The 26,195-nt window shown below is 71.5% G+C and carries 22 protein-coding genes and 1 pseudogene; 7 read left to right on the top strand and 16 right to left on the bottom strand.

Annotated features, from left to right (window positions below; all coding sequences use genetic code 11):
* Window positions 1–134 precede the first annotated feature (134 nt).
* The gene (locus tag AB0I77_RS34015; RefSeq protein WP_363286615.1) at window positions 135–896 is read right to left on the bottom strand and encodes an IclR family transcriptional regulator; all 762 of its coding nucleotides are present in this window, start codon (window positions 894–896) and stop codon (window positions 135–137) included.
* A 75-nt stretch (window positions 897–971) separates the two neighbouring features.
* Between AB0I77_RS34015 and AB0I77_RS34020 the strand changes: the two genes are divergently transcribed.
* From AB0I77_RS34020 to AB0I77_RS34035, 4 genes are read left to right on the top strand one after another with little or no spacing between them, the layout of a single operon-like run.
* The gene (locus tag AB0I77_RS34020) at window positions 972–2,123 is read left to right on the top strand and encodes a cupin domain-containing protein (protein ID WP_363286616.1); all 1,152 of its coding nucleotides are present in this window, start codon (window positions 972–974) and stop codon (window positions 2,121–2,123) included.
* Entirely contained in the window at window positions 2,120–2,953 is an 834-nt protein-coding gene (locus AB0I77_RS34025; RefSeq protein WP_363286617.1) for a fumarylacetoacetate hydrolase family protein, read from the top strand. The genes AB0I77_RS34020 and AB0I77_RS34025 overlap by 4 nt, the downstream gene beginning before the upstream one ends.
* The gene (locus AB0I77_RS34030; RefSeq protein ID WP_363286618.1) at window positions 2,953–3,597 is read left to right on the top strand and encodes a maleylpyruvate isomerase family mycothiol-dependent enzyme; all 645 of its coding nucleotides are present in this window, start codon (window positions 2,953–2,955) and stop codon (window positions 3,595–3,597) included. Before AB0I77_RS34025 ends, AB0I77_RS34030 begins: the two co-directional genes overlap by 1 nt.
* 14 nt (window positions 3,598–3,611) lie before the next feature.
* Window positions 3,612–4,877 (top strand): FAD-dependent oxidoreductase, encoded by a 1,266-nt coding sequence (locus AB0I77_RS34035; RefSeq protein ID WP_363286619.1) that lies wholly within the window; start codon window positions 3,612–3,614, stop codon window positions 4,875–4,877.
* Window positions 4,878–4,953: 76 nt separating this feature from the next.
* Here the strand turns inward: AB0I77_RS34035 and AB0I77_RS34040 are convergent, their stop codons facing one another.
* Both AB0I77_RS34040 and AB0I77_RS34045 read right to left on the bottom strand, forming a co-directional pair.
* Window positions 4,954–5,349, bottom strand: a complete 396-nt coding sequence (locus tag AB0I77_RS34040; RefSeq protein WP_363286620.1) for a pyridoxamine 5'-phosphate oxidase family protein — start codon at window positions 5,347–5,349, stop codon at window positions 4,954–4,956.
* 55 nt (window positions 5,350–5,404) lie between these two features.
* Window positions 5,405–6,199: an SDR family NAD(P)-dependent oxidoreductase gene (locus AB0I77_RS34045; protein WP_363286621.1), complete on the bottom strand. Its 795-nt coding sequence runs from the start codon at window positions 6,197–6,199 to the stop codon at window positions 5,405–5,407.
* 119 nt (window positions 6,200–6,318) lie between these two features.
* Here AB0I77_RS34045 and AB0I77_RS34050 point away from each other — a divergent pair, with 119 nt between their 5' ends.
* On the top strand, window positions 6,319–6,906 hold the full coding sequence (locus AB0I77_RS34050; protein ID WP_363286622.1) for a hypothetical protein: 588 nt from the start codon (window positions 6,319–6,321) through the stop codon (window positions 6,904–6,906).
* A gap of 188 nt (window positions 6,907–7,094) precedes the next feature.
* On the opposite strand, the pseudogene AB0I77_RS34055 reads toward AB0I77_RS34050, so the two are convergent.
* The 4 genes and pseudogenes from AB0I77_RS34055 to AB0I77_RS34070 all read right to left on the bottom strand — a co-directional run.
* A pseudogene (locus tag AB0I77_RS34055) lies at window positions 7,095–9,071 on the bottom strand (extracellular solute-binding protein); the annotation flags it as partial.
* Window positions 9,068–10,555, bottom strand: coding sequence for a hypothetical protein (locus AB0I77_RS34060; protein WP_363286623.1), 1,488 nt, complete (start codon window positions 10,553–10,555; stop codon window positions 9,068–9,070). The gene AB0I77_RS34060 and the pseudogene AB0I77_RS34055, both read right to left, overlap by 4 nt.
* Before the next feature lie 42 nt (window positions 10,556–10,597).
* Window positions 10,598–12,985 carry a tetratricopeptide repeat protein gene (locus AB0I77_RS34065; protein WP_363286624.1) on the bottom strand — a complete coding sequence of 796 codons (2,388 nt, stop codon included), beginning with the start codon at window positions 12,983–12,985 and terminating at the stop codon, window positions 10,598–10,600.
* 99 nt (window positions 12,986–13,084) lie between these two features.
* Window positions 13,085–14,413 (bottom strand): serine protease, encoded by a 1,329-nt coding sequence (locus tag AB0I77_RS34070; RefSeq protein WP_363286625.1) that lies wholly within the window; start codon window positions 14,411–14,413, stop codon window positions 13,085–13,087.
* An 84-nt stretch (window positions 14,414–14,497) separates the two neighbouring features.
* Between AB0I77_RS34070 and AB0I77_RS34075 the strand changes: the two genes are divergently transcribed.
* Window positions 14,498–14,797 carry a trypco2 family protein gene (locus tag AB0I77_RS34075; RefSeq protein ID WP_363286626.1) on the top strand — a complete coding sequence of 100 codons (300 nt, stop codon included), beginning with the start codon at window positions 14,498–14,500 and terminating at the stop codon, window positions 14,795–14,797.
* 104 nt (window positions 14,798–14,901) lie between these two features.
* On the opposite strand, the gene AB0I77_RS34080 is transcribed toward AB0I77_RS34075, so the two are convergent.
* The 9 genes from AB0I77_RS34080 to AB0I77_RS34120 form a co-directional block, all read right to left on the bottom strand.
* Window positions 14,902–15,930 carry a nuclear transport factor 2 family protein gene (locus AB0I77_RS34080; protein WP_363286627.1) on the bottom strand — a complete coding sequence of 343 codons (1,029 nt, stop codon included), beginning with the start codon at window positions 15,928–15,930 and terminating at the stop codon, window positions 14,902–14,904.
* Window positions 15,931–15,966: 36 nt separating this feature from the next.
* On the bottom strand, window positions 15,967–16,620 hold the full coding sequence (locus AB0I77_RS34085) for a sigma-70 family RNA polymerase sigma factor (protein WP_363286628.1): 654 nt from the start codon (window positions 16,618–16,620) through the stop codon (window positions 15,967–15,969).
* Window positions 16,617–18,209: an ATP-binding cassette domain-containing protein gene (locus tag AB0I77_RS34090; protein WP_363286629.1), complete on the bottom strand. Its 1,593-nt coding sequence runs from the start codon at window positions 18,207–18,209 to the stop codon at window positions 16,617–16,619. Before AB0I77_RS34090 ends, AB0I77_RS34085 begins: the two co-directional genes overlap by 4 nt.
* Window positions 18,206–19,972: an ATP-binding cassette domain-containing protein gene (locus tag AB0I77_RS34095; RefSeq protein ID WP_363286630.1), complete on the bottom strand. Its 1,767-nt coding sequence runs from the start codon at window positions 19,970–19,972 to the stop codon at window positions 18,206–18,208. Before AB0I77_RS34095 ends, AB0I77_RS34090 begins: the two co-directional genes overlap by 4 nt.
* A gap of 10 nt (window positions 19,973–19,982) precedes the next feature.
* Window positions 19,983–20,213, bottom strand: coding sequence for a hypothetical protein (locus tag AB0I77_RS34100; RefSeq protein WP_363286631.1), 231 nt, complete (start codon window positions 20,211–20,213; stop codon window positions 19,983–19,985).
* A complete protein-coding gene (locus tag AB0I77_RS34105; protein ID WP_363286632.1) occupies window positions 20,210–21,211 on the bottom strand; it encodes a cytochrome d ubiquinol oxidase subunit II in 1,002 nt (333 codons plus the stop codon). Before AB0I77_RS34105 ends, AB0I77_RS34100 begins: the two co-directional genes overlap by 4 nt.
* Window positions 21,208–22,662 (bottom strand): cytochrome ubiquinol oxidase subunit I, encoded by a 1,455-nt coding sequence (locus tag AB0I77_RS34110; RefSeq protein ID WP_363286634.1) that lies wholly within the window; start codon window positions 22,660–22,662, stop codon window positions 21,208–21,210. The genes AB0I77_RS34105 and AB0I77_RS34110 overlap by 4 nt, the downstream gene beginning before the upstream one ends.
* Window positions 22,663–22,719: 57 nt before the next feature.
* On the bottom strand, window positions 22,720–24,198 hold the full coding sequence (locus tag AB0I77_RS34115; protein WP_363286635.1) for an MFS transporter: 1,479 nt from the start codon (window positions 24,196–24,198) through the stop codon (window positions 22,720–22,722).
* 231 nt (window positions 24,199–24,429) lie between these two features.
* Window positions 24,430–25,341, bottom strand: coding sequence for an NAD-dependent protein deacetylase (locus tag AB0I77_RS34120; RefSeq protein WP_363286636.1), 912 nt, complete (start codon window positions 25,339–25,341; stop codon window positions 24,430–24,432).
* Window positions 25,342–25,536: 195 nt separating this feature from the next.
* Here AB0I77_RS34120 and AB0I77_RS34125 point away from each other — a divergent pair, with 195 nt between their 5' ends.
* Window positions 25,537–26,127, top strand: a complete 591-nt coding sequence (locus AB0I77_RS34125; protein WP_363286637.1) for a helix-turn-helix domain-containing protein — start codon at window positions 25,537–25,539, stop codon at window positions 26,125–26,127.
* Window positions 26,128–26,195: the final 68 nt, after the last annotated feature.

Raw genomic sequence — 26,195 nt, forward strand, 5'->3', positions numbered from 1 at the left:
GGACAAATCAAACATACCTTTCATATCGGTGACGGGACTATCGCTACCGAAAGAGCGGCCCCGTCCCCCGCTGTGTCGGCGCCCGCGTGTGAGCGCGCTGCCCGCGGCGAGTTCGGCCGGCCCGAGTCGACAGGTCAGAGCCCCGCGGAGATCTTCTCCGCCGCGAGGGTGAGAGCCTCGACGATCTCCTTCACGCGCTCCGGCGCGTAGCGCACGCTCGGCATGGACACCGACAGCGCCGCGACCGTGTCGCCGCCCGCGTCCCTCACGCCTCGGCCGACGGCGACGACTCCGCGTTCGGAGCGCTCCAGATTGACCGCCACACCGCTGCGTCGGACGGCGCGCAGATCGCTGCACAGCTTCGACAGGTCTGGACGCTGTTCGGAGGCGTCGGTGGGGGCGGTGGCATAAAGGGCGGCGAGTTCTTCCTCGCTCAGGGCCGCCAGCGTGATCATGCCGCCGCTCACCTGGTGAGCCGGGAAGACCATGCCCTCGCGGTTTCCCACCCGCAGTGCTTGTGCGCACTCGATCGAGGCGATGAACCGCACGGTCCGGCCGGTGCGGATGCACAGGTTCGCGGTCTCGTCCAGGGTGTCGACGAGGGTGCGCAGCGGGCCGAGGGCAGCGGCGCGGATGGCCGAGACGTTCGACTGCGCCTTGTCGGCGATCTCCAGGACCGGGCCGACACCGTAACTGCGGTCCTCGTTCTGCACAGCGAAATCCCGGTACACGAGCGTGGACAGGAGACGGTGGGCGCTGGAGCGGGCCACGCTGATGCGTCGAGCCGCTTCGGAGACGGTGAGCGATCCCTCGACCTGGAGGATGACCGCCAGCTGAAGCGCGTGATCCACGCTCGCCACGCCGTAGGTCGGCGGGTTCTTCATCGACTTGGCCACGGCGACCGCTCCTTGGATGTTCTGGTAACCAGAATCTACTGTTCCGTTCCAGAACTCTCAAGGCACGGTTCTCGTATGAGCGAACACGACGACGTGGTCTCCCCCGTCTCCCTGACCGCCGAGAACCGGCCGGATCAGCCCCCGGTGACTCCCGAGCTGGGGGACCTCTACCGCGGCTTCGAGAGCGCCCTGCTGGTGCCGCTGTGGACGCGGATCGGGGACCTGATGCCCGAGCACCCGAGGTCCAAGGCGCAGCCGCACCGGTGGGAGTGGAAGACCCTGCTCGACCTGGCCGGCCGCTCCGGCGACCTGGTGCCGGTCGGCCGTGGTGGCGAGCGGCGGGCCATAGCCCTGGCCAACCCGAGCCTGGGCGGCAGACCCTACGCGACTCCCACCCTCTGGGCCGCCATCCAGTACCTGATGCCCGGCGAGGACGCCCCCGAGCACCGCCACACCCAGAACGCCTTCCGGTTCGTCGTGGAGGGCGAAGGCGTGTGGACGGTGGTGGAGCGCGACCCGGTGCCCATGCGCCGAGGTGACTTCCTGCCGCAGGCCGGTATGCGCTGGCACGCCCACCACAACTCGGCCGGCGAGCCCATGGCCTGGATCGACGGCCTGGACATCCCCTTGCAGTACGACATCGAGGCGCAGTTCTTCGACTTCGGCCGCGACGAGTTGTCCGAGGAGGAGCACGCGACGCCCGACCGGTCGCGTTCACAGCGGCTGTGGGGCCACCCGGGGCTGGTGCCGGTCTCGCAGCTCGGCCGCAGGGAGGGCACCCCGCTGCTGTGCTACCGCTGGGCGGACACCGACGGCGCTCTGACCGACCAGCTGGAGCTGGAGCGCGAGGGTCACCCCGGCACCGTCGGGCCCGGCCACGCGCTGGTGCGCTACACCGACCCCACCACCGCGCAGGACGTCCTGCCGACCATCCGCGCCCAGTTCCACCGCGTCGTCAGCGGCGCCGAGACCGCCCCGCGCCGGGAGACGGGTTCGTCGGTCTACCAGGTGTTCGACGGCTCCGGCCGCGTGACCGTAGGCGACTTCTCCTGGTCGGTCCAGCGCGGCGACCTCTTCGTCGTACCGTCCTGGCAGCCTCTGTCGATCCGGTCCGAGGCGTCGCCGTCCGACTCCGACTCCGGTGCGCTCGACCTGTTCCAGTTCAGCGACGCCCCCCTGTTCACCAAGCTCAACCTGTTCCGCACCCACATCGAGGAGAACGCGTGAAGCTCGCCACCATCCGGCTCGGTGACCGCACCACCGCGGTTCGCGTCGAGGGCAGCTCCCTCGTCGACCTGGGACTGCCCGACGTGGGTGCCGTACTGGCATCGGCCGGCGGTATCGAGGCAGCGGCGGCGGCCGATGGCCGGCGATACGCGGGCGCCGACGCCGAGTTCGCCCCGCTCGTCCCCCGCCCCACCAAGGTCGTCTGCGTCGGCCTCAACTATCAGAAGCACATCAAGGAGATGGGCCGCGACCTGCCCGACCACCCCACCCTCTTCTGCAAGTTCGCCGACACACTCATCGGCGCCCTCGACGACGTCCGACGCCCCGTCGAGACCGAGCAGTTCGACTGGGAGGCCGAACTCGCCGTGGTCATCGGCCGACAGGTCCGGCGCGCCGACGAGGCCGAGGCGGAGGCCGCCATCGCGGGCTTCACGGTCCTCAACGACGTCACCTGCCGCGACTGGCAGTTCCGCACCCGCGAGTGGCTGCAGGGCAAGAACTGGGACTCCACCACCCCGCTCGGCCCGTTCCTGGTCACCACCGACGAGGCCGGCGGCCCGCGCCCCGCACTCGACATCCGCTGCGAGGTCAACGGGCAGGTCATGCAGCGGGACAACACCGGTGACCTGCTCTTCGACCCGGTCCACCTGGTCCGCTACATCTCCACGATGATCCGGCTCAACCCCGGCGACATCATCGCCACGGGAACCCCCGGCGGTGTCGGCCACGCCCGGAAGCCGCAGGTGTTCCTGCGCGAGGGCGACACCATCGTCACCGAGATCGAGGGTTTGGGCCGCCTAGAGAACCGCGTCGTCTCCGAGGGAGCGTGATGAGAACCTCGCAGACGACACGGGCCTGGGTCGCCGAGGGCACGGAGCTGTGCCACAAGGCCGTGGCCGGCCTCGACGAGGCCTCGTACAGCGCACCCTCATCGCTTCCGGGCTGGACCCGCAAGCACGTCGTGGCCCACCTGGCCGCCAACGCCCGGGCACTCAGCAACCTCATGCACTGGGCCCACACGGGCAAGCCCACTGCGATGTACAGCTCGCCGGAGCAGCGCCTGGCGGACATCGAGTCAGGAGCGCGGCTGCCCGCCAGCTGGCTCACCTCCTGGTTCGAGGGGTCGGCGCAGCTGCTGACCTACGCGATGGCCGCACTGACCGAGGAGCAGTGGCGGGCGCCGGTGGTGACCGCGCAGGGGCGGACCGTCCCGGCGAGTGAGGTCCCGTGGATGCGCACCAGGGAAGTCATGGTCCATGCCGTCGACCTCGACACCGGTATCCGGTTCGCGGACCTGCCCGAAGAGTTCCTCGCCGAGCTCCGCCACGACATCGTCGGCAAGCGCGGCAGCGACACCGTCCCCACCGTCCGGGGCAGCTCCGCCGACATCACCGCCTACCTGGCGGGCCGCCCGTACACAGGTGTGACTACCGGGGACGGCTCCCCGGCCGAGCCCCTGACTCCATGGCTGTGACACGGGAGAGAGGCATGAAGACCACAGACACCCCCCGCCCCGACGTCCTCGTCGTCGGCGGCGGAATCGGCGGGCTCTCGGCCGCGCTGGCTCTCACCCGACAGGGACTTCGGGTCCGCCTCTACGAGCAGGCCTCCCAGTTCGGCGAGGTCGGCGCGGGTCTGCAGATCGCGCCGAACTGCACGCGGATCCTGCACGAGTACGGGCTCCTGGACGAGGCCGTCCAACTCGGCGTGCTGCCCGAGCACATGATCATGAAGGACGCCCTGAGTGCCGCCGAGCTGACCCGGGTGGACCTCAAGGACCTGGAACACCGCTACGGCTTCCCGTACCTGGTCATCCACCGCAGCGACCTGCATGGCGTCCTCCTGCGCGGCTGCGAGCGGGCGGGCGTGGAACTGGTGACCGGCGCGCGCTGTGTGGCGTACGAGAACATCGCGGGCGGCGCGCGGGTCACTTTCGACGACGGCGGAACCGACGAAGCGGAGATCGTCATCGCCGCGGACGGGCTGCACTCGGTCGCACGCAAGCTCAACGTCGAAGACGAGCCCGTCAACTCGGCGTACGTCGCCTACCGTGGCGCGGTCCCCTTCGAGCAGGTGCGCGCGAACGCCGTACACGAGAAGGACGTGGTGCTGTACGTCGGCCCGCACTGCCACTTCGTCCAGTATCCGCTCCGCGGCGGCGACATGTTCAACCAGGTCGCGGTGTTTCAGTCGCCGAAGGCACTGGCCGGCGAGGACGACTGGGGCACCCCGGACGAACTCGACCGCGCCTTCGAGGGAACGTGTCACCAGATCCAGAAGGGCCTGCCGTTGATGTGGCGCGACCGCTGGTGGCGGATGTTCGACCGCGAGCCGCTCATGACGTGGGTCACCGGCCGCATCGCCCTGCTCGGCGACGCGGCCCACCCGCCGCTTCAGTACATGGCCCAGGGTGCCGTCATGGCCATCGAGGACGGCTGGGTGCTGGGCGAGCACGTGGGCGCGCAGCACGCGAAGCGGTCCGAGGACGGCTCCGGGGTCGACTGGGAGGTGGCGCTCACCGCCTACGAGGCCGTACGTCCCGAACACTGCCGCCGGGTGGTGCTCACCGCACGCTCGTGGGGCGAACTGTGGCACCACGTCGGGGTCGAGCGGGAGCAGCGCAACGCGGTGCTGCGCGCCCGCGACACGTACGACTACTCCTTCATGGACTGGATCTACGGTCCCACAGCGCTGACCCCCGACCAGGAGCCGCAGATGTATCCGTCGATTCCACTGGACTCCGTCGAGATATGACCGACCTGGCTCAGATGAATCGTGCGCCGCGGGAAGCGAGGCCCGCGGCGCACGTATCTGTGTGGTTCCTCACCGGCTACAGGGCAGGGGCGTCAATGCCCCAGGACGTGACGAAGTCGGGCACTACCTCGACCCAGTTCGGACCGAACCCCGGCCCCAGCGGCTCGCCACCCTCCGTGTGCAGGACCGTCGTCCCCTTGATGAGGATCCCGCGCGGCTGCCACGTCTGCGGATCCGGTACGTCGTCGACCACCAATGCCGCTTGCGGGTTGACCTTGAGGTGACGAATGTACAGCCGCTCCTGACCACGTCCTTCCAGCATGCGGCCCCCGATCTTGATCACCTCGTGCTCGGGATCGAAGTGGTACCCGATGGGCACCACATGCGGCTTGCCGGACTTACCCGAGGTGGCGAGTCGCCCAAGGATGTGTTCCCGCAGGAAACCGACTTCCTGTGCGTTGAACCTACCCATATCGATCTCCGTTTCGTTGTATGTCGAGCCGCCGTCCCGGCGGCCCGACGTCTGTTCACCGCGGCAGCGGCTGCTGGTAGCGGGAAGCGAGGTTCGAGCGGCGGCCGCCGGACAGCACGGCGCTTTCGGCGGCGAGCAGCGCGTCGAGTGCCGCGGACTGGTCCTCCAGGCCCGGGACGCAGATCGTCTCGCCCAGCCGGAGCCCGGTGAGGCTGGCTCGCGCGACGTCCTCGGCAGTCATGGAGGCGGGGACGGTTTGCCCGACGCCCTGGTGGAACTCGGTGGCCACCGGGCCGGGACAGACCACCTGGGTGCGGATCTGGGTGTCGGCGAGTTCGTGGCCCAAGGTGCGGGTGAAGGCCACGGTGGCGGCCTTGGCCGCGGCGTACAGAGTGCGGCGGGGCGGGCGTGGGCCGGTCTGTCCGGCGCTGAAGGCGAGCAGCGAGGCGACGGTGACCACGGTGCCGTCGTCAGCGGCGAGCATGCCGGGGAGTGCGGCGCGGACGAGCTGGACGTGCGCCTCGGCGTTGAGGGTGAGCAGGTCGTCGATCGCGGCCGGGTCGACGTCGATGAGCGGGGCGTAACCGCCGACGCCGGCGTTGCTGATCAGAAGGCGGACGTCCCCGACTCTCAAGCGGTCCGTCACCGTGGCGATGCCGTCGCGGGTGGCGAGGTCGGCGGGAAGGGTTTCTACGGCGGCACCCTCCTTGCGGAGTTCGCCTGCCAGGTCGTGCAGCCGGCCGGCGCGGCGGGCCACGAGGACGAAGTCCGAGTCGGGTGCGAGGAGACGGGCGTAGGCGGCGCCGATTCCGGAGGAGGCGCCTGTTATGAGAGCAAGGGTCCGAGCCACGACCCCAGGATACTCAAGCCTCTGCTAGCTTTCAAACGCTTGATACGCGTGAAGGTATCGTATTCCTCTCGTGCTGGGCATGACGGCAGCGGCGACGCAGCACTACGTGATAGATCAGCATGCGCGCTGAGGTGCCGGTGGCGGGTGGACGGCGGCTCGAGCCGGTCCGGGAGGCCGTGCGCGAGGGCGTGATCAGCGCAGCCGAGCTGCTGCAGGAGCGAGGGGTGTTGAGCATGGCCCCTGCGCTGCCGAGCTGCGGCGAGGCGGGCCTGCCCGGTGGCGTCGGCGGTCCGGGGCTGTCCGAGGACGTTGCCGCGGTACGGCAGGTGCTGCGGGCCGGCGACGAGCCGACCGTCGTCGTCGCCCACAGCTACAGCGGCATCGTCACCGCGGAAGCCGCGGCGGGAATCGGGTCGGTACGCCACGTCGGGCAGAGCCTGTCGGAGTTCGGGGACACCAGTCCCGCCCGCCGGGCCGACAACGTCGTCGAACTCGACGCCGGCCACCACCCGTTGCTGTCCCAGCCCGCCGCGGTAAGCCGAACCTACGCCCCGGACTCGCCGCTGCACACCTGGAGGCCCGCGATCCCCGCGTCCTGGCCCGTCACCTCCTGGACGTTCTGGACGCCGTCCAGGATGTCATCGAGGTCCGCGTCGGTCAGTGCGCCCCGGGCCACGGCGGCGACAGTCCCGAGCACCGCCTCGTAGAACGCGTCCCGCACGGCGGGGCGCATGATGTCGGAGGCGTCGAGGCAGCGCGGCACCTCGGTCTGCCGGAGCCTGCTGTAGATCGCGCGTGCGGTGGCATCCACCTGGCGGTGGTCGGCTACCTCCGCCATGACCGGGGTCATGGCCGAGTACATGGTGCCCTGGCCCGCCCACCTCTGCTGTCCGGCCTCGGAGAAGAGGGCGCGCAGCGCCTTGCGGGCCGGTTCCCTGTTGTTGAAGAGGGCGGCGAAATCGCCGGAGACCTCGTAGGCCCGGGTGCGGTAGGGACCGCCCGGGAGCAGCGGTGCCGCGTCGGTGAGGCGGGCGCCGTCGTCCCCCTGTGCGAAGGACCCTTGGTGTTCGAGGGCGCACCGGGGGGTGGCCTCGCGGAAGGCGGTGTCGTTGTCCGGGTCCAGCGCGGCGGGGCCGCGCCAGTCCGTGGTCAGTGCCCGCTGAGCGAGTTCGCCGTCCGTGGCGAGGAACCGGGCCCACTGCCGCCATGCCTCCCGGACCGGCCCCTTGGTCCACGCCGTGCGGGCGTCCTTGCCGGTGCCGCGGGCCCAGTCCGCGTAGGCGTCCGGTCCCGCCCGTTGCAGCACGATGTCCTCGATCCAGTCGGTGCCGGGCCAGCCGGCGGCGCCGTCTTCGCCCATGCCGAGGCACCAGGAGGACAGGGTGTCGGGAGGCCCGACGGCATCGCGGGTCTGCCACACGATGCTCTTGAGGTTGGCGTTGACCGGCCACCAGTAGGTGGGGCCCTTGCCTTCCGGGCGCCAGGGGCCCGCGTACCGCAGGCCCTTGACCAGGTCGTCGAGCGGCTCGAGGTGATGCTCGGCGCGGTATTCGGCCAGTTCCCCGATACCCGGCATGATCGCGATGTCGGGCGGGTCGCCGGCCTGGACACGGGAGAGCAGCACCTCGCGCTGGGCGGGGGTGCCCTGGTAGCGGATGCGGATGCCCTGGTCCGCCATGAGGTCGCGGAAGCGTTCTTCCTCCTTGCCCGTCCACGGGCCGAGGACGGTGACGACGGGGTCACGTTCCAGGACCTCGGGGGTGGCGATCGCCGCCATGACGACCAGCGCGGCCGCCGCCGCGGCGATTCGGCGGCGCCGCGTGGTGCGGGTCGTGCGGTTCCACAGAGCGCGCGCCCACGACCAGTCGACCGGGCGTTCGGGGTAGTCGGTGGTGAGCCGGACGACGATGCCGGCGACGGTGGCGCAGATGACGGCCACGCCCGCCACGACGTAGGCGACGTTCCACCAGCCGAACGCGAACGGGGCGGGCAGGCCGGTGGCGGCGACCTGCTGCTGCGCGGTGGCGAGGGCCTCGGCGTTCGCGCGCGGCGCGTCCCGCAGGGCGATGTCCAGGATGCGGGCGAGGTCGATGCGGGCGGTGTTCAGGCGCTGCGCGGTACGGAACGCGAGGAGAGCCGGTACGACGGCCAGCGCCAGGGTGCCGATGACGCCGACCAGGATCCAGGGGGCGAGCAGCCGGCCGCAGCGCCGGCTGATGACCCCGCAGGCGAAGCCCGCCACGCCGGCAGCGGCGGCCAGCGCGGCTGCGGCCGCCACCCAGGCGGCGGTCAACAGGGCTCCTGGGTCGGCGAGTTCACCGGCTCGGCGCTGCTCCGCGGTGGCGACCTTGTCGAGGCGGTCGAGCAGGCCGGTGTGGGGGCGCTTCAGGAGAGCACGGGCCTCGGCGAGTTTCTCCTCCCGCATCTCGCCGTCCGCCTGGTACTTGACCGTGGCGAGTGTGATGGCGTTGTTGTAGGCGGCGAGCAGGCCGTTGGCCGCGGAGATGTCCTGGTCGATGCCGCTGCCGACGTGGTCCGCCAGATGGGTGAGGCCCTGGTCCGCGGCGGCGAGCTGGCTCTGGGCCGTCTCGCCCGCGCCGACCGTCCCGGCGACCTTCCGGCGGATCGAGTCCCGGGCCGCCTCGTCGGCGCGCAGCACGGCGAGCCTGACGGCCGCCGAGCCCTGCACGGACGGCGCGACCTCCTCGCGCAACTCCCGGACGCGTGCGTCGAGTTGTGGCACGGCCACGCCGGTGAGCAGGGTGACGCCGACGGTGGCGCAGCCGAGGAAGGCCCACAGGTGACGCAGCAGCAGCCGGCGTGTGCTCGTACCACGCCGGGCCTCGCCGGGCCGCTCGCGCCCCCGTCTCATGCCCGCTCCTTTCCGCAGCGCACGCAGTACCGGGCCCCGGGGGCGGCCGGTTCCCGGCAGTCCGGGCAGGGGCCGGGGGTGCGCTGCCCGCCTGCCGTGCGGTTCGTGGTCCGGGCGGCGGACCGGGCGCCGAGGTGCAGCAGGGTGACGCTGACCCGGTGGGTGTCGGCGGGCAGGCGTACGCTGACGGATCCGCCGGCGGCGTCACGGATCTCGCCCCAGGCCACGATCTCGTCGAGTACCCAGTCCTCGCCGAGCCGGTACGCCGCCGCGGCGGCCTGCCCCAAGTACCGTTCCGCGGCGGCCCGTCGATCGGCTCGGAGGGCTTCGAGTCCCTTTTTGAGATGGGCGATCATCCGGCGCCGTGAGTCGAGGACGCGGCTGCTGTCGCCGGGTGTCCCGTCGGTGGTGCGCGGGGTCGTCCGTGCGGGTGGGAGGCCGGGGTCGCGCCAGCCGGCGGTGACGGCGGCGTGCAGGTCCCCGAGCGAGACCATGGCGAACTGGAGTAACTCGCCGAGCGGGTCGCCGGTGCCGTCGGCGCGCAGGGCGAGCAGGAAGGTGCTGGTGGCGCCCGCCGGATCCCACGGCTGGGTGGGGAATACGTGACGGTGCGCTCCGGGCGGCGGTTCGTCGGCGGGGAGTTCGAGCTGCTGGGGCGTGAACTGGACGAAGGACTCGACGCTCACGCCGGGGCGCACGATGACCTCCAGCGGCAGCGCGGGAACGGCCCGGCGGCAGGCCCGGCGGACCGCCGCGGCGAGCGCGGCGGCCAAGTCGGGGCCCGCCGCCTCGGCCGTCCCGCGCAGACGGCCGGCGATCCGGTCCAGTGGCCGGTAGTCCCAGTTCTTGCCGACAGCGATCACCTCACAGGTGAACTCGGCCCCGCATGCGGCCAGTTGGGCGGTGAGCGACGCGTCCTCGTATCCGGTGCTCCCGTCGGTGACCAGCAGCAGCCGGCGCAGCGACCGACCGCACCCGGCGAACAGCCGCCGCGCCTCGGCCAGCCACTCCTCGTAGCCGAAGGACTTCGGCACGCCGTCGGCGGCGAGCGGAGCGGCGCCCATCGCGAAGGCCGCGGTGACCCGGTGTTGCCGATCGGCCTGCGCCCAGGAGCCGGGCCCGGCCGGGTAGTAGCGCACCGGGCCGTCGTCGCCCTCCCAGCCCGCCGTGACGACGGCGAAGGACGCGCCCGAAGGCAGCGCCGTGAGCGCGTCGCGCACCGCGGCCACCATGCGCTCCCTGCGGTGTTCGGCGAGGTCGAGCGCGAGGAGCAGGGCGAGATGCCCGGGGTCGGCGTGCTCGCCCTGCGCCTGGTCGAAGACGGCCGCCTCCACCGTCGCGAGCAGCCTGACCGACTCGCCCGGCTTGTCCGGCACGAGATCGGGCTCGTCGACGTCGACGACGAGCGTGGTGGCGTACGGCATCGCGGTCCCGCCACCGGCCGAGGGCGGCGTCGGCGGAACGTGCTCGGCCGGAGATCTCATCAGGGCCTCCTGGTAGGTGGTCCGGCACACAACCGCGCCGTCTCACGTCGATGTCGTCGGGCGGACGGCATGGGCACGTTCCACCAGGGCCTCGCTGAGGTCCGCGTCGGTGGCGGCGAGCTCCAGGTAGTCGCGCTCCAGTTGGGCGCGGACGACCACCGCCCGGCGTTCGGCGGGGGTCGGTTCGTACGCGGGGCGCCACCCGCTGCGCAGGCGGCGCCACAGGGTGGCCTCGCCCGCGCCGGCGATGCCGTGCGTCAGGTGCAGCGCGGCGAGCTGCCACTCGTTGACCTCGATGCGCAGCCGCAGTTCGTCGAGCGGCGCGAGGACCAGCTCCCGTTCCTGGGACGGGCGGAGCCGGTCGACGGCGTGCGCGGCGAGCACGGACTCGGCGGCGTCCGGCGGGGGCAGGTCGTCGGGGTCGGGGCCCAGGCACGCGGCCCGGATCCGGGTGGCGGCCCGCTGGGCGAGGGTACGGCCGCGGGTGCCGCGCGGCACCCGTTCGAGAACGGCGAGCGCCTGGACGCGGTCGTGCTCGTCGAGGGCGAGGCGGGCCAGGCCCAGGGCGGCGCCGCAGTGCGCGGGGTTGCGCAGATGCACCGCGTGGAACAGATCCCGGGCCAGGGCCCGTGCCGCGGCGGCGCCCGGCGCCCGCGGGTCGGCATGGGCGACGCACTCGTGGACGTAGGCGAGGGCGAGCTTCGGCGCGTACTCCCCCGGCAGGTCGGCGCGGACCCGTTCGAAGCTCGCGCGCGCCTCGGCCAGGTCCGTCGCCCGGCCCGGGGGCTGCCGCACGGTGCCCGCCCCGAACCGGGCGAGCGCGATCAGCCCGCGGTGCCACTCCAGGCGCCAGCGCCGCACCTCCTCGGGACCTGGGATGTCCTCGGCCCGGGCCAGCTCCGCCTCCGCGGCCGTGACATCGGGCGGTGCGGGATCGGCGACGAGGGCGACGCGGACGTTGTGCAGGCATATTTCGGCGGAAGGCTCGGCGCCGGGGACCTGTTGGAGCCGCACCGTGGGGGCGTACCCGCCGCTGACGCGGAACTCCGGGGTCCGGGGGTCGTCGGGGAACGGCTTGGGCACCGGGAGCCGCCGGGCGATCTCGACCGGCGTGGGCCGGCCGGGGTCCAGGATCCGCAGGACGGGCGGGGTGCCGCGGCGCGGGCGGTCCTCGCCGCGGCGCGCGAGGTCGGACGTCGTGGGTACGTAGCCGAGCCGCTCGCCCAGCCAGTCCGGCAACGGATCGAAGTAGCCGGACGGTTCGGGCGAGCCTCCCTTGCCGCGCAGGGCCCTGATCTCCCGTAGCGCGCCACGGAGTTGGTCGGCCATCTCCTCGGCGTCCTTGAACCGCGGGCCCTGTTCCACCGTGCGCGTGGCGCGGTCGATGACGGCGTCGAGCGAACGCGCGCCGAGGCCGGGCACGTCGTCGCGGACGGCGGGGGCGGCGAGGCAGCGCAGGGTCACGCCGACGGTGTGCAGGTCGTTCGCGAGGCTGAGTTCGCCGGCCAGCTCCGGCGCGTGGAAGCCGGGCGTCACATGGGGCGGCGGCTCGGTCTGGTGGACCTTGCGCACACTGCCCAGGTCGATGACCTTGACGTGGTCGCCGAAGTGGACGACGTTCGACGGCTTCATGTCGCCGTACAGGAGGTCCTGCCGGTGCAGGTGGGAGAGGGCCGTCAGGATCTGGATGCCGTACGTGGCGACGTGCTCGATGTCGAGTGTCTCGCGCCCGCAGCGGACCTCGTCGATGACGGACTGGAGGGTGTGGTCACCGACGTCCTCCATGACGATGTGGCCGCCCCTGACTTCGAGTTCGGGATGCGTGGCGCCGTCGTCGCCCGCTTTGGGGGACTCGTAGGGGAGGAAGTCGCGGATCTGCACGATGTAGGGGTGCCGGGTGGCGACGAGAGTGCGCCGCTCCAGGTCGGCGAGGGCGGCGCCGTCCGCGCCGTAGCGGTCGCGCAGGGTCTTGACGGCGACGAGGTCGCCGAGGTGGGTGTCCTCGGCGAGATAGACCCATCCCTGACCGCCGCGGGCGACGGGCCCTTTGATGTGGTAGTGGTCGCTGAGCGTGGCGCCCTGTACGAAGTCGGGCCGCATGGCGTGCGGGGCGCCGCAGCGCGGGCAGTACTGCCGGTCAGGGCCGTCGGCGAGGATGGGGATCGTGGCACCGCAGTCCCGTCTTCGGCAGCGCTGCGCCTGGTCCGCGATGTGGGCGCCGCCGGCGAGCCGCTCCTCGGACGAGCGCGGCCGTCGGGGCGGCAGTCTCAGCAACTGCCGGGGGCCGCACGGCCCGTCACCCAGCTCCGGCAGCGGCCGCGCGTCCCGCCGCCGGCCGCAGCTGCCGCAGTACCCGGTCGGCAGGATCTCCCCGCCACAGGGCCCTCCACTGAGCCGTCGCTGACGGCACGACTCCGGTCTCACGCGCATGCTCCTTCCCCGTCTCCCCCACGGCCGCCGGCACTCCGACGCACGCCACCGACGACCGCCTGCGCCCCGAGGGACTGGCACGACGTCGAGCAGCGCCGCTCACCCGCACCCCGCGTACGCCGCTCGCAACCCGTCGGCCAATTCCCTTAGCGCACCCAGTCGTTCGGCCGGATCGGCCATGACCGTGATCGCCTCGCGGCGGGCCATCAGGTCCGCGATCGCGGCGGCCGCGTGGCGCAGGGACTCCGCGTCGACCATCCCGGCCTCGCGCGCCCTGCGGGCCTCCCACTCCTTCGCACGCGCGAGCAGGTCGTCGACGTAGACGAAGAGGCCGGGCTCGAGCACCGTGTCGCGCACCTCCCGCCATCCCGGGCCGCCGCTGTCGCGGAAGACCAGCAGCAGCCGCACGCCGCACTCGGCGAGCCGGGCGAGCAGTGCGGCGAGGCGGGCGGGGCTGTGGGCCTCGTCCACGCCGTCGACGAGGACGGTGATGCCGGGCTCGCCGGCGTAGGGAGAGTCTCCGGCCGGGCGGGCGCCCCGGCCCAGCAGCCACTCCCGGCAAGCGGGGTAGCGGCCGGGGGCGAAGGCGAGTGTCCCGCCCAGGAGCCGGTCGACCAGTTCGGCCCGGGAGGCGTCGGCAGGCCGGTGCACGGTGCCGGCGAGGTGTTCGAGGTGGCGCAGGGTCCGCTCCCGGCCGCTCCCGCGTTCGACCACGCTGACCTTGACCGGGGTGTCGGACGGGTCGGCCAGCCAGCGCCGCGCCCGCTCGTCGAAGCCCCGGTCCCAGGCCTCGGAACGCGCCAACTCACGTACAACCGGGGAGAGTTCGGCCACGCGCGCGACGGGGATCAGGTACGAGAACGCCAGCACGTTGTCCTGCGGCAGCGGTTGGTCCAGGTCGCCCCGCCAGCTGACCACGATCCCCACCACGACCGGCCCCCCTCCGTCCGCGGACACGGCCCACACCCCGGCCCCGCTGAACCCGCCGCGCACCACTTCCCTGCGGTGCCGCGCATCGAGCTGCACCCGGTGCCCACTCAGGCCGCGCACGGTCCCGGTGAGCGTCATGCCGTCGTCGAAGCGCTCCGCGTACCCGGTGGCGGTGACCGCGAGACCGGCGGTGAGTTCGGTCGACAGGGAGGCCGGGCGGGCCTGCGGGCGCGGGCTGTCCAGGCGCAGCACCGCGACGTCCGCACGGTCCCCGTCCGGCAGGTCCCACAGCCAGCCGTCGTCGGCGACGCGCGCGGCGACCGGCTCGACGCGCGGGTTCTCCACGAACTCGACCCACATCACCGCGTCCGGGTCCCGGACCACATGTGCGCAAGTGAGCACGGTCCGCGCGTCGATGAGGACACCGGCGCCCCGTACCGCGCCCGCCGCGTCCCCCGACCGCAGGCGCACCCGCCAGTCCGCAGCCAATTCAGCCATCTTCATCACGCTACGCACCACGGCCCGCCGGGACTAGACTCGTGCTCTCATCAGCGCAGCCAAGTGCCGGACGGGGGAACAGACTTGGCAATCAATCAGTCAGAACCGATCGGTCTCGCGCAGGCCATTGACTCCATCCGCAGGGAACTGGCGCAGGCGGAGCGGGACGGCGCGGGCAGTGACTGGCGGTTCACCGTCGAACAGGTGAGCGTGGAGTTCTCGGTGCAGTTCCACCGGGCCGGTGAGGGCGGCGCGGGGTTGCGCCTGGGCGTCGTGGAGGCGCGCATCGGCGGCGCGGTGAGCCATGACTCGGTACACCGGGTGCAGGTGGACCTCAAGCCGGCCCCGACGAAGAGCGGCGTCGAGCGTGTGGTGGGCCGGTAGCCCCGGCCCACCACCACGCCGCCTCCACGCGCTCCCGCCGCACGGGTTCTCGCTGCTGCCGATGTCGCTGAGCGGCGTGGCGTGCTCCGAGCCCGACGCTCAGGTCAGCGCTCGATCGCCGTCCGAGCCAACAGGGTCAGCAGGGCGTCGTCGGCATAGGCCCCGTTCCACACGGCGGTGAAGCGCTCGATCCTGCCCCAGGGGTCGAGTTCGATACCCGTGATGCCCCGGGGCACCGGGCCGTTGACCGCGGTCCATTCGTATCCCCCTCCGACATCGTTGCCGAGCACGTGCCGTACGCCGGTGCCCGCGCCGACGTACGGCAGTGCCGAGCCGGCCCTCGTCAGATACGCGTGGATGCTCGCCTTGCTGGTGATCTGGATGTGTGCCGGCACGTCCTCGAAGACGGCGTCGGACGAGAAGAGATCCATCGCCGCGGCGATGTCACCCCTGCGCAGGGCGTCCGCGAGGCCGGCGGCGACTCGGCGCATCAGCGGTGAGGCGGTTTCTCCGACCGTGGACTCCCGGAAGTCGGCCGGCCACTGGTTCGGCGGCTCCTGCTCCTTCCGCCAACTGGACACACCGAACTGCCTGGAGTCCCAGTAGTCGACCCAACGCTCGATCTTTCCCTGCCAGTCGAAGTCGACCGCGCCCGCGTTGCGCACCTGGCCGGGGCCGAACATGCCGGGTGTGTCGGTGAAGAAGAAGATCGCGCTCGTCGTGTCCCCGAGTATCCGGGTGGGATACGACTTACTGCCCTTCGGCCACTTGGGATAGAACGTCGCGAGTCCGTCGTGCAGGTCCTGCCAGGTGTACCAGTGCCATCCGAGGATCGCGTCGATGTAGGTGGTCTGCCGGTGCGAGAAGTAGGACGACTGCCATGCGAGGTCGCGGTCGCTCTTCGCCTGGAAGTAGCCGCGCATCCGCGCGACGAGGGCACTGGTGGCGTGGGAGGCGTCGGGTATGACGTCGACTCCCGCGACGTACTGGGAGCCGCCGCGGGCCCGTGAGTCGGACCAGGCGGCAGGTGCGGGAAGCAGCGACGCCGCGGCGGCGGCCGTCCCTCCGACGGCCGCGGCTCGCAGCAGTTGACGTCGTGTCGAACTTCCGGTGGGTTCCGTTCCTTGGTTCACGTCAGACCTCGATTTCGAGAGAATATGACCTCATAACTATAGCCCCATAATCATTGTGCGGCCCGCCGGGACGAGGCGGTGCTCCCGGGCGTAGCCCTCCAGCAGCGAGCGCAGCCGGCTGCGGCCCCGGTGCAGTCGGGACAGCACCGTGCCGACGGGGGTCCGCATGATGTCGGCGATCTCCCGAACGGTGAAGCCCTCGACGTCGAAGAGGTACACGACGATGCGGAAGTTCTCGGGGATGGCCCACAGTGCCGCTGTGACGTCCGCGTCGGGCAGGTGGTCGAGCGCCTCGGATTCGGCCGTACGCAGGCCCGTGGACGTGTGCGACTCGGCACGGGCCAGCTGCCGGTCGTCCATCTCCGCCGTGCCGTCGTACCGCGGCCGACGCCGCTGGCTGCGACGGGAGTTGAGGAAGGTGGTGGTGAGGATGCGGTACAGCCATGCCTTGAGGTTCGTGCCCGCACGGAACTGGTGGAACGAGGTGTAGGCCCTGACGTACGTCTCCTGGACGAGGTCCTCGGCGTCGGCCGGCTGGCCGGTCATGCGCAGCGCGGCCGAGTAGAGCCGGTCGACGAACGCCAGGGCCGGTTCGAAGCGGGCCTGGAGCTCCGCATCGGACAGCGTCGAGGACTGGCGCCCGCGAACGGTGTCCTGGGCGGCTGCGGAGAGGGATCGGCTCACGGTCATGGTGCCTCCTGGGAGGTGTGGTCGAGCGGCAGCCGGGTCACGTGTCCGGCCGACTCGAGGCAGACCGGTACGTCGTGCAGGGCGATGACGACGGTGGTGTCGGGGAGGTTCTCGAGGATGCCGAGTACGTGTCGGGCGGTTCGGTCGTCCAGGCCCGTGGCCGGTTCGTCGACGATCAGTACCTGCGGGTGACGGGCCAGGGCCCGGCCCAGGTAGACCCGGCGGAGTTCACCGCCGGAGAGCTGCCTCCCGCCGGGGCCGACAGAGGTACTGGCGGTCAGTCCGCTGTCGTTCAGCCGCAGCTGGGCGAGGCGTTCGTCGATCTCGTCGTCGGTCAGGGCGGCGTCGGCCAGGCGCCAGTTGGATCCGAGTGTGCCGGTGAAGAGGTGGTCGTCGGCGGCGACGGCCACGACGGCGGGCCGGCCGTCGCGCTCTACGGCCGTGTGCCGCAGCGACGAGGCGAGGGCTCGCAGCAGGGTGCTCTTGCCGCTGCCGGAGCGGCCGGTGACGACGAGCATCGCGCCTCGGGCGACTGTGGCACCGAGAACGCGCCCCGGCCGCAGGGCCGTCGGCTCAAGGAGGTAGTCGGCGAAGCCGATGCCCTGCTCGGTGGACCATGACCGCATCTGTGCGGCGGTGGGGTCGCTCGCGGTGTGCGGCACGCTTGCCGTGAGCCTGCGGTGTGCGGCCTTCGCGATGGCTCGGGCTTCGGCCGCGTTGGCCAGTTGCTCGGCCTGGGCCAGCACGCCGAGAGCCAGCAGGGTGACGAACACGAACGTGGGGACGTCCGGTGCGCGGCCGGTGGCGGCCGTGGCGGTCAGCGTGGCCGTGCCGATCAGGCCGGTGGTCAGCGTGGTCCGTCGCCTGCGCCGGCCGGCCACCGCGCGCGCGGTGTCGAGCCGGGTGAACCTCGCCGTCGCACGCGCCGCCAGCTGCCCGGCGGCGCCGAGCGAGGCCAGCTCCGGCCATGCGTCGACGGCGGTGACGAGTTCGGCGCGCAGCGCCTTGCGGGTGTGCTGCTCGGCCTCGCGGGCGGTGCCGGGCGCACGGTGGGCGATCAGCGCCATGACGACGACGCCGGCCGCGAGTACGGCCGCCGGCCCGGTGGACGTGGCCGCCGCCACGGCGAGGACGGCACCGACGGTCAGCGCGGCGGTGACGACGACCGGGGCGGTGGACTCGATCAGTGCCATCCCGGCGCTGTCGGCGTCGGCCATGCTGCGGTCGAGCAGTTCACCCGACCACGGGCCGTCCTCCTGTGCCTGACCGGTGGCCGCGGCACGGTCGAAGAGGCCGGCCCTGGCGATGGCGACCCGGCGCAGGGCGGCGGCGTGCAGCACCAGACGCTTGCTGTGGTTGCCGGCGACTCGGGCCAGGGCGAAGGCGCGCACACCGCCGCTGGGGGCGATGTAGGAGAAGGAGCTGAAGGTGGCCGCCCCGGCGACGGCGCAGGCGCTGATGAACCAGCCCGACAGACCGAGCAGCCCGGCGGAGCACAGTTCGGCGACCACCGCGAGCGCCAGCCCGCAGGCCGCGAGGGAACGCGCCGGCCGGCCAAGGCCGTTCGGGCCACGGCTGCTGCCGCTCATCGCGCGTTCGCCGGCTTCGCGTCGTGCAGGAGGCCGTCGTCGATCACGAGCACGGTGTCGGCCGCGGCGGCCAGCGGGAAGGAATGGGTGGCGACGACGACGGTGCAGCCGTCGGTGGCCCGCCGCAGGGCCTCGACGACCTCGCGTTCGCTGTCCGCGTCGAGGTGGGCGGTCGGCTCGTCGAGCAGCCAGAGCCGGGCTCCGCGCAGAAAGGCACGGGCGATGGCGATCCGGCGGGCTTCGCCGGTCGACACACCCCAACCGCCCTCGCCGAGCCGGGTGTTCAATCCCTCGGGGAGGCCCTCGAGCACGGCGCTCAGCCCGGCGGCGTCGACGGCCCGCCGGATCTGCGTCTCGGTGGCGTCCGGGCGACCGAGGCGGATGTTGTCGCGGACGGTCGCGTCGAGCAGCACGGTCTGCTGTCCGACCCAGGCGCATCCGCCGAGGGCCGGCTCCTGCCGTACGGACGAGGTCTGCCACCGGACCGCACCGGCCGACGGCCGGCGCAGGCCGGCGATCAGCGACAGCAGCGTGCTCTTTCCGGAACCGGACGTACCGGTGATCGCGGTCCAGGTGCCCGGTGCGAACTCGGCGTCGGCACCGATGGTGTCGTGGTCGGCGCCGCCATAGCGGAACCGGACCGCGGTCAGCGACACACCGACCGGCTCGGTCAGCTGCGGACGGGCCGCCCGGATCACCTCGGCGGGGGTGTCCTCGACGATGCCGCGGATGGCGTCGGCCGCGGCCCTCGCGCGTTCCCGCTGATGGAAGGCGGAGGCCCTGGCGCGCATCGGGGCGAAGTACATCGGACACACGAGCAGCACCAGCAGACCGGTGAACAGGTCCAGGCGCGGCGCGTGCGGCACCCGCACATAGCCGAGCAGCGACAGGCCGATGTAGGTGGCGTTCACCGCGATGGAGAACGTGATGACGATGTCCATGATCATCCCGGACAGGAAGGCCCGGCGCAGCACGCTCATCGTCGCCTTGTTCAGTTGCTCGGCGGCCGAGGTCAGGGTTCGGCCGCGCCGGCCGACCGCACCGAGCTCGCGCAGCGTCCGCATGCCGCGAAAACTGTCGAGGACGACGGCGTTCAGGTGCCGGGTCGCGGACGACTGAAGGTCCGCTCCGTGCTGGGCGAACAGTCCCGCCAGGCGCATGTTGAGGGGCAGCAGCGCCGTGGTCAGGACGAGCACGATCGCGGCCGGCCAGTGCACGGCGGCCGTGACCGCCAGTACGGCGAGCATGGACAGCGGTGCCGACCGGCGCAGGGGCACGGTCTGCGCGTGGAAGTCGGCGACGTCGTCGGTCAGATCGACCATCGCCCAGGCGGCCTCGGCCGGACCGGTCTCGCTGATCCGCCCCGCGGTCGGCAGCAGAGCGCCCGTCAACCGCTGCCGCAGGCCTCTCGCGACGGCACGTGCGCCCCGCTCGGCGAGCGTGCCCGCCGTCCAGCCGGCGCCCACCGCCGGCACGCTCGCGACGGCGAAGGCCACGAGGCCCCACGTCTCCTGCGCCACGGCCCGGTCCAGCACTGCCTGGGCCGTCCAGGCCAGGGCCGCCCAGCGGGCGATCGTGAGCAGCGTCTCCAGTGCCTGGAGGGTGCCCGACAGCCCGAACCAGTGCCGCCCAGGCGCGGCGCACTCGGTGAGCCACGCGTCGTCGTCCTGCCGCTCTTCGGCCGGGCCGGGCTCCCTCGTCCCGTCCGTCTCCTTCGCCGTCATGAGAGCCGTCGTCATGAAGGCGTCCTCATTCGTCGTCATGAGAGCGTCCTCATTCGTCGTCATGAGGGCGCCGCTCGTCGACGATCCACGCGATGCCACCGGTCAGCGCGATGGCGATCATGCCCAGGGTGGTCAGCAGGTGCGAGTGGATCTGCCGGTAGCCACCGAACATCCCCTGGCACACGAAGTAGGCGAGCAGGCCCAGCACGGTCCAGACGACCGCGGCGAGCAGGCGCAGCCCGATACGGACCGGCGCGGGGAGTGAGCTCCGAGTGGTCATGAGTGCGCTCCTGCGGTGTCGAGCTTTCCGGCGAAGGCCCGGTGGGCGAACACGTTGTAGGCCAGCACCAGCGGCATGTTCAGGCCGATCCCCACGAGGATGAAGACCATCGTGGAATGCGGGCCGACCGCGCCGTCGACCGTGAGACCCGGCGGTAGGAGCACCGGGTAGCGGGCGACGCCGAGTGCGAGGAACACGGACACCGTCGCGATCACGAGCCCGCCGAGCGGCAGGCTGTCCGCCGCCCCGGAGTGCCGCTGCCGCGGGAACGTGACGAGCGAGGTGGCCGCTCCCCCGGCCGCGAACAGCAGCAGGACGGCGAACGCGAAGGCGCGCCCCGGGCTTGCGAGGTTCAGCGGTGCCGCCGTGGTGTCGACAGTGACGAGGACGAGGACGAGCAGCACTCCCCCGGCCACCGTGGCGACCGCACCCCGTCGTGCCGCCGAATCCCGTAGCGACCCGGACGACTTGTGCTTGGTGTAGGCGTAGCCGAGAGCGGTGTACGCGGCCGTGACGGTGAGCCCCGACAGCACGCAGAACCAGCTGAAGGCCCCGAAGGCCGACCCTGAGTACACGTCACCGCGCAGATGTACTGCCGAGGTCAGCGTCCCCAGGGCGAAGCCCTGTGCGAACGAGGCCAGCAGCGATGCCACGCCGAAGGCGGTCGTCCAGCGGGGAGCCGGCGGCGCCTGGGACGCCATCTCGACGCTCACGCCGCGCACGATCAGGGAGAAGAGCATCACGGTCATCGGCAGGTAGGCGTGCGGCAGGATCGTGCCGAAGGCCAGGGGGAAGCCCGCCCAGAGCGCGACGCCGAGCAGGATGAGCCAGGTCTCGTTGCCGTCCCAGCCCACCGCGACCGACTCCAGCATGTGCCGCCGGTGTGCGGGGTCGCGTTCGAAGAGCGTCGCGACGCCGACTCCGAGGTCGTAGCCGTCCAGCACGACGTACATCAGGAGACAGACGAGTACGGTCGCCGACCAGAGGGTGGTGGTCATCGCGCCGCCACCTCCCGGGAGCCGAGCGGTACGGGAAGCTCCAGCGATACGGGAAGGTCCAGCGGTACGGGAAGGTCCAGCGGTACGCCGTCCTCGGCGAAGCCGGTGTCCGGCAGGTCCTTCGGTGGCGGCGCTTCGTGGAGATCGTCGCGTTCCGGGCCGATGCGCATGGTGCGGACGATGTAGGCGACGTAGGCCACCAGCATGATCAGGTAGAGCGCGGAGAAGCCGATCACGGAGAACAGGACTTCGCCCGGTGCCAGGTGCGACACCGCGGCCGAGGTGCGGAGCTGCCCGAACACGATCCACGGCTGCCGTCCCGCTTCGGCGGTGACCCAGCCGCCGAGGATGGCCAGGATCCCCACCGGTGTCGTCCAAAGGACGAACCGGTGGAAGCGGCGCGCGGTCCACAGGCGGTTGCGCAGGCGCAGGACCGTGGCGGCGAACACCGTGCCGAACATCAGCACGGCCGCCAGGAACATGACGCGGAAGCCCCAGAAGGTCGCGGCCATGTCCGGCCGGTCGGCCGCCGGGGTGAGCTTCAGGCCGGGCATGGCCGTCTTGCAGGTGAGGTCCTTGGCGATGTAGCTGCCAAGGCAGGGAATGTCGAGCTCGGCGATGTTCCGCGCGGCTTGCTGGTCGGGTACGGAGAACAGGACGAAGCCGGTGTCACCATTGTTCCAGTTGCCCTCGATCGCCTCCAACTTCGAGAGCTGATACGGCAGTTCGTGCCCGGCCACATTGTCACCGAGGTAGAGCTGAACGGGCATCAGCAGCGCGGCGATCCCGAGCGCGATCGACATCGAGCGGCGGGCGAAGCCCTTCGCGCGCCCCTTGACCAGGTACCAGGCCGAGATCCCGGCGACGAAGAAGCTCGCCGAGATCAGCACGGCGGCCAGCATGTGCGGCCAGCGCCAGATGAACGACGGGTTGAAGATGACGCGCATCCAGTCCGTGGGCTCGAACTCGCCGTGCACGACCTTGAATCCGGCGGGCGTCTGCATCCACGAGTTCGCCGCGATGATCCACGTGGACGACAGGACGGTGCCCACCGCCACCATCACGGTGGACACGAACATCGTGCCCTTGCGCACGCGGCCGTCCCCGTAGAGCAGGACGCCGATGAAGCCGGCCTCCACGAAGAAGGCGGTCACGACCTCCATACCGATGATCGGTCCGATGATCGGGCCCGTCTTCGCCCCGTACACACCCCAGTTGAGACCCATCTGGAAGGTGATGACGGCGCCGGCGACCACGCCGATCGCGAAGCCGACGGCGAAGATGCGCCGCCAGAACCGGAACATCTGGAGGTAGACCGACCTGCCCGTACGCCAGTACAGGCCGTAGACGACCGACAGGAAGATCGACAGGCCGACGGTGATCGCCGGAAAGGTCATGTGGAACATCACGGTGATGGCGAACTGCCATCGCGACAAGTCGAGAAGACTCATCACTGCTCCCTTTCGTAAGGGGCGGAGTCAGGAGGGGCGAATTCAGGAGGGGCGGATTCAGGCCTCGACGACCGGAGTGGCGGCCGAGGTGGCCTTGGTGAAGCGCGGAAGGGCGGCGGAGCCGACCGCGAGGAGGGCGACGATGCCCATCTGCACGTACTCGACCCCGGCGAAGGCGTGCGCGACGTTGTGCGGCGCCAGGACCAGGTAGAGGGTGCCGAGGGTGGCCACCCCGAGGGCCAGACCGCTCTGCTGAAGGGTGATCAGCACGCCGCTGCCGATACCGGCCAGGTGCGTGGGGACGTCGGCGAGCACGCTGCGGAACAGGCCCGCGAACAGCATCGACTGTCCGGCTCCGACCAGGGCGAGCGGTACGGCCATGGTCCACAGGCTGACGTGCGGCCAGCCCCCGACCAGGACCGTCACCAGCGAGGCCAGCCCGGCGAGTTGGACGACGGCGCCGACCGCCAGCGCGGCCCTGCCGAACCGTGTGATCAGGCGGGGCGCGAACAGCGAACCGGCGAAGAAGAGCAGAGCCATCGGCAGGATCGCCAGTCCGCTGTGCAGGGCGTCCTGGTGCAGACCGTTCTGGACGGTGAGGGCGAAGACGAACATGAACGCGCCGAAGCCGATGCTGAAGGCGAACACCATGGTCAGCCCGCGGGACATCGACGGCAGGCGCAGCAGAGACGGCGGCAGTAGCGGAATCTCGCCACGCCGCTCGGCGCGCCGCTCCACGACGTAGGTGGCGGCGCCGAGGACGACCGCGACGGCGAGCAGCAGCCAGGTCCACCACGGCCAGCCCAGGGAGTGCCCCTCGGTCAGCGGGACCAGCAGGGCGGTCAGGGTGGCGGCGAACAGCACGGTGCCGGGCAGGTCGATGCCGACCGGGTGGTGCGAGCGGGTGTCGGGCACGATCCGGGCGGCCACGATCAGCACGACCACTCCGATGGGTACGTTGACCAGGAAGATCGGCCGCCAGGAGGTGCCGGCGATGTCGGCGCTGACCAGCAGCCCGCCCACCAGTTGCCCGACGACCGCGGCGATGCCGGAGGTGGCCCCGTACAGGGCCACGGCACGGGACTTGCGTTCCCCTTCGAGGACGGTGTGGAAGGTGGCCAGCACCTGCGGTATGAGCAGGGCGGCGGTGGCGCCCTGGACGATGCGGGCCGCGATCAGCGTGCCCACACTCGGGGCGGCACCACAGGCGAGCGAGGCCAGCACGAAGCCCACGAGCGCGCCGAGGAAGAGCCGGCGCCGGCCGTAGCGGTCGCCGAGCCGGCCGCCGAGGACCAGCAGGGTGGCGTAGGCGACGCCGTACCCGGCGATCACCAGCTCCAGCGAGGACGCCGAGGCGTGCAGCGAGGCGTCGATGCTGGGCAGCGCCACGTTGGTGATGAAGAAGTCCATGATCGGCAGGAACGCGCCGGCCAGCAGGATGAACACCCCGACCGGGTGCAGGCCGCCGGCGCGGGCCGCGGCATGAGGCGAGAGCGTCGTCGCTCCGCCATGCCGGGAGGAAGTGGTTGTCGTCATGTCGGTCCCCAGGGAAGCAGATGTTATGGCTCCATAACTATGGAGGCATAAGGAGTATGCCCACATAACTACTTCCCGGCAACCCCGCGCCCTGACCGTCTCGAAGGTTGAGGTCAGCGACACTCAGGACGTACCGTCGGCTCACCAGCCGTACTGCGGCGCAACGTCGTGGTGGCAGGTGCCGCCGAGGGGCGCGACGTGCGCCAGGCACCGAGCCCTGCCCCGTTACCGTCAGTCCGTCGTCCGGGCCGTCGCCTCTTCGTCGACGGTGATGCCCAGCCGGCCGGCCACGGCGGTGAGGGCCGTTCCCAACGGGAGCGCGACCCGGGTCACGGCGTGCCGGTCGCCCCGGGTCGGGTCACGGTTGACGATCAGCACCGGCGTCCCTGCCTGGGCTGCCTGGCGGACGAACCGGAGCCCGGACATCACGGTCAGCGAGGAGCCCAGGACGAGCAACGAGGCCGCCTCACGGACCAGTTGGCGGCAGTGTTCGACCCGCGGCGGCGGAACGGATTCACCGAAGAACACCACGTCTGGTTTGAGGATGCCGCCGCAGACCGTGCAGGGCACCACGCTGAAGTCCCCGACCTGTTCGTCGGTGAGGTCGGCGTCGCCGTCCGGGTTGATGCCGGCGGCCACCGGCTGGAAGCCCCCATTGGCCTCCTCCAGCCGCCGGGCGAGTTCGCGGCGCGGGCTGAAGGTGCCGCAGGAAAGGCAGACGACCCGCTCCAGGCTTCCGTGAAGTTCCACGACGCCCTCGCTGCCGGCGGCCTGGTGCAGGCTGTCGACGTTCTGGGTGATCACAGCCGAGAGCAGGCTGTGTCGCCCGAACGCGGCCACGGCCCGGTGCCCGGCGTTGGGGCAGGCGCGGCCGAAGGTGCGCCAGCCGAGGTGGCTGCGCGCCCAGTACCGGCGCCGGGCCCGGGCACTGGCGGTGAAGTCCTGGTAGGTCATCGGGGTGTGCCGGCTCAGGCTCCCGCCCTGGCCCCGGTAGTCGGGGATACCCGACTCTGTGGAGAGGCCCGCCCCGCTGAGCACCAGCACGTTGCCGGCTCTCAGTGCGTCGGCGACCGGCTCCAGATCCGTGGTCCCCGGCGGCAGGTCCTCGGTAGGGGTCCAGCTCAAAGTGGGGCGCATGCGCATCCCGCCAGAGTACGGAACAGCGCTCCTCGTCCGTGGGCTGTGAGGTGACTTCCGTGATGGACATGATGGTGTTCCTTTGCCGCTGGCGAGGACGGCGGCGGAACAGCCCCCGTCAACGACGGGCCATGCAGCCAATGAACATTCTTGCACTAAGTGCAAATAATTGCGTCACGTGAAGCGCTGTACCATCGGCGCATGGCCAAGAAACCGGCACCCCTCCGGGAACAGACCCGCTCGGTGGTTCGCTCGCTACTCGCCCGAACCGCCCTCGATCTGTTCGCCGCCAAGGGGTATGACGACACGACACTCGAGGAAGTCGCCGCCGCAGCGGGTGTCTCCAAACGGACCCTGTTCAACTACTTCCGCAACAAGGAGGACCTCGCGCTCAACGGCCTGTCCGAGCAAGGGGAATTGATAGCCGCGCGGCTCGCCGAGCGCCCGGTGGGCGAAGACGCGTGGACGGCACTGCGTGCGGCGTTCCAGGTGCTCGAGGAGATAGACGTCACGGCCGAGCGCCGGCTCGAGATGACCACGCTGCTGTTCGGCAACGAATCCCTGCGCGCCGGCCACGCCGAGAAACAGGCCCGCTGGCAGGACCTGTTCGCACCGCTGATCGAGCCGCGACTGCCCGACAGTGACCACCGCACCCTTCAGGCGCGCGCGATCGCGGCCACGGCGATCATCTGCCTCCAGGCGGCAACAGAAGAGTGGATGCGCCTGAGCGGACAGGCCGACATCTTCGACCTCTACGACACGGCCGTCCAGGCCGTCCGCCGCCCGGCATAGAGCCCGGCCGCCTCCGCGTGGGCAGCGTGGCGCACGGACACCGCAAGCCGACGGCAGCCCGCCGCAGC

This window comes from Streptomyces sp. NPDC050619 (assembly GCF_040654815.1).
In the GTDB taxonomy this organism is placed as follows: domain Bacteria; phylum Actinomycetota; class Actinomycetes; order Streptomycetales; family Streptomycetaceae; genus Streptomyces.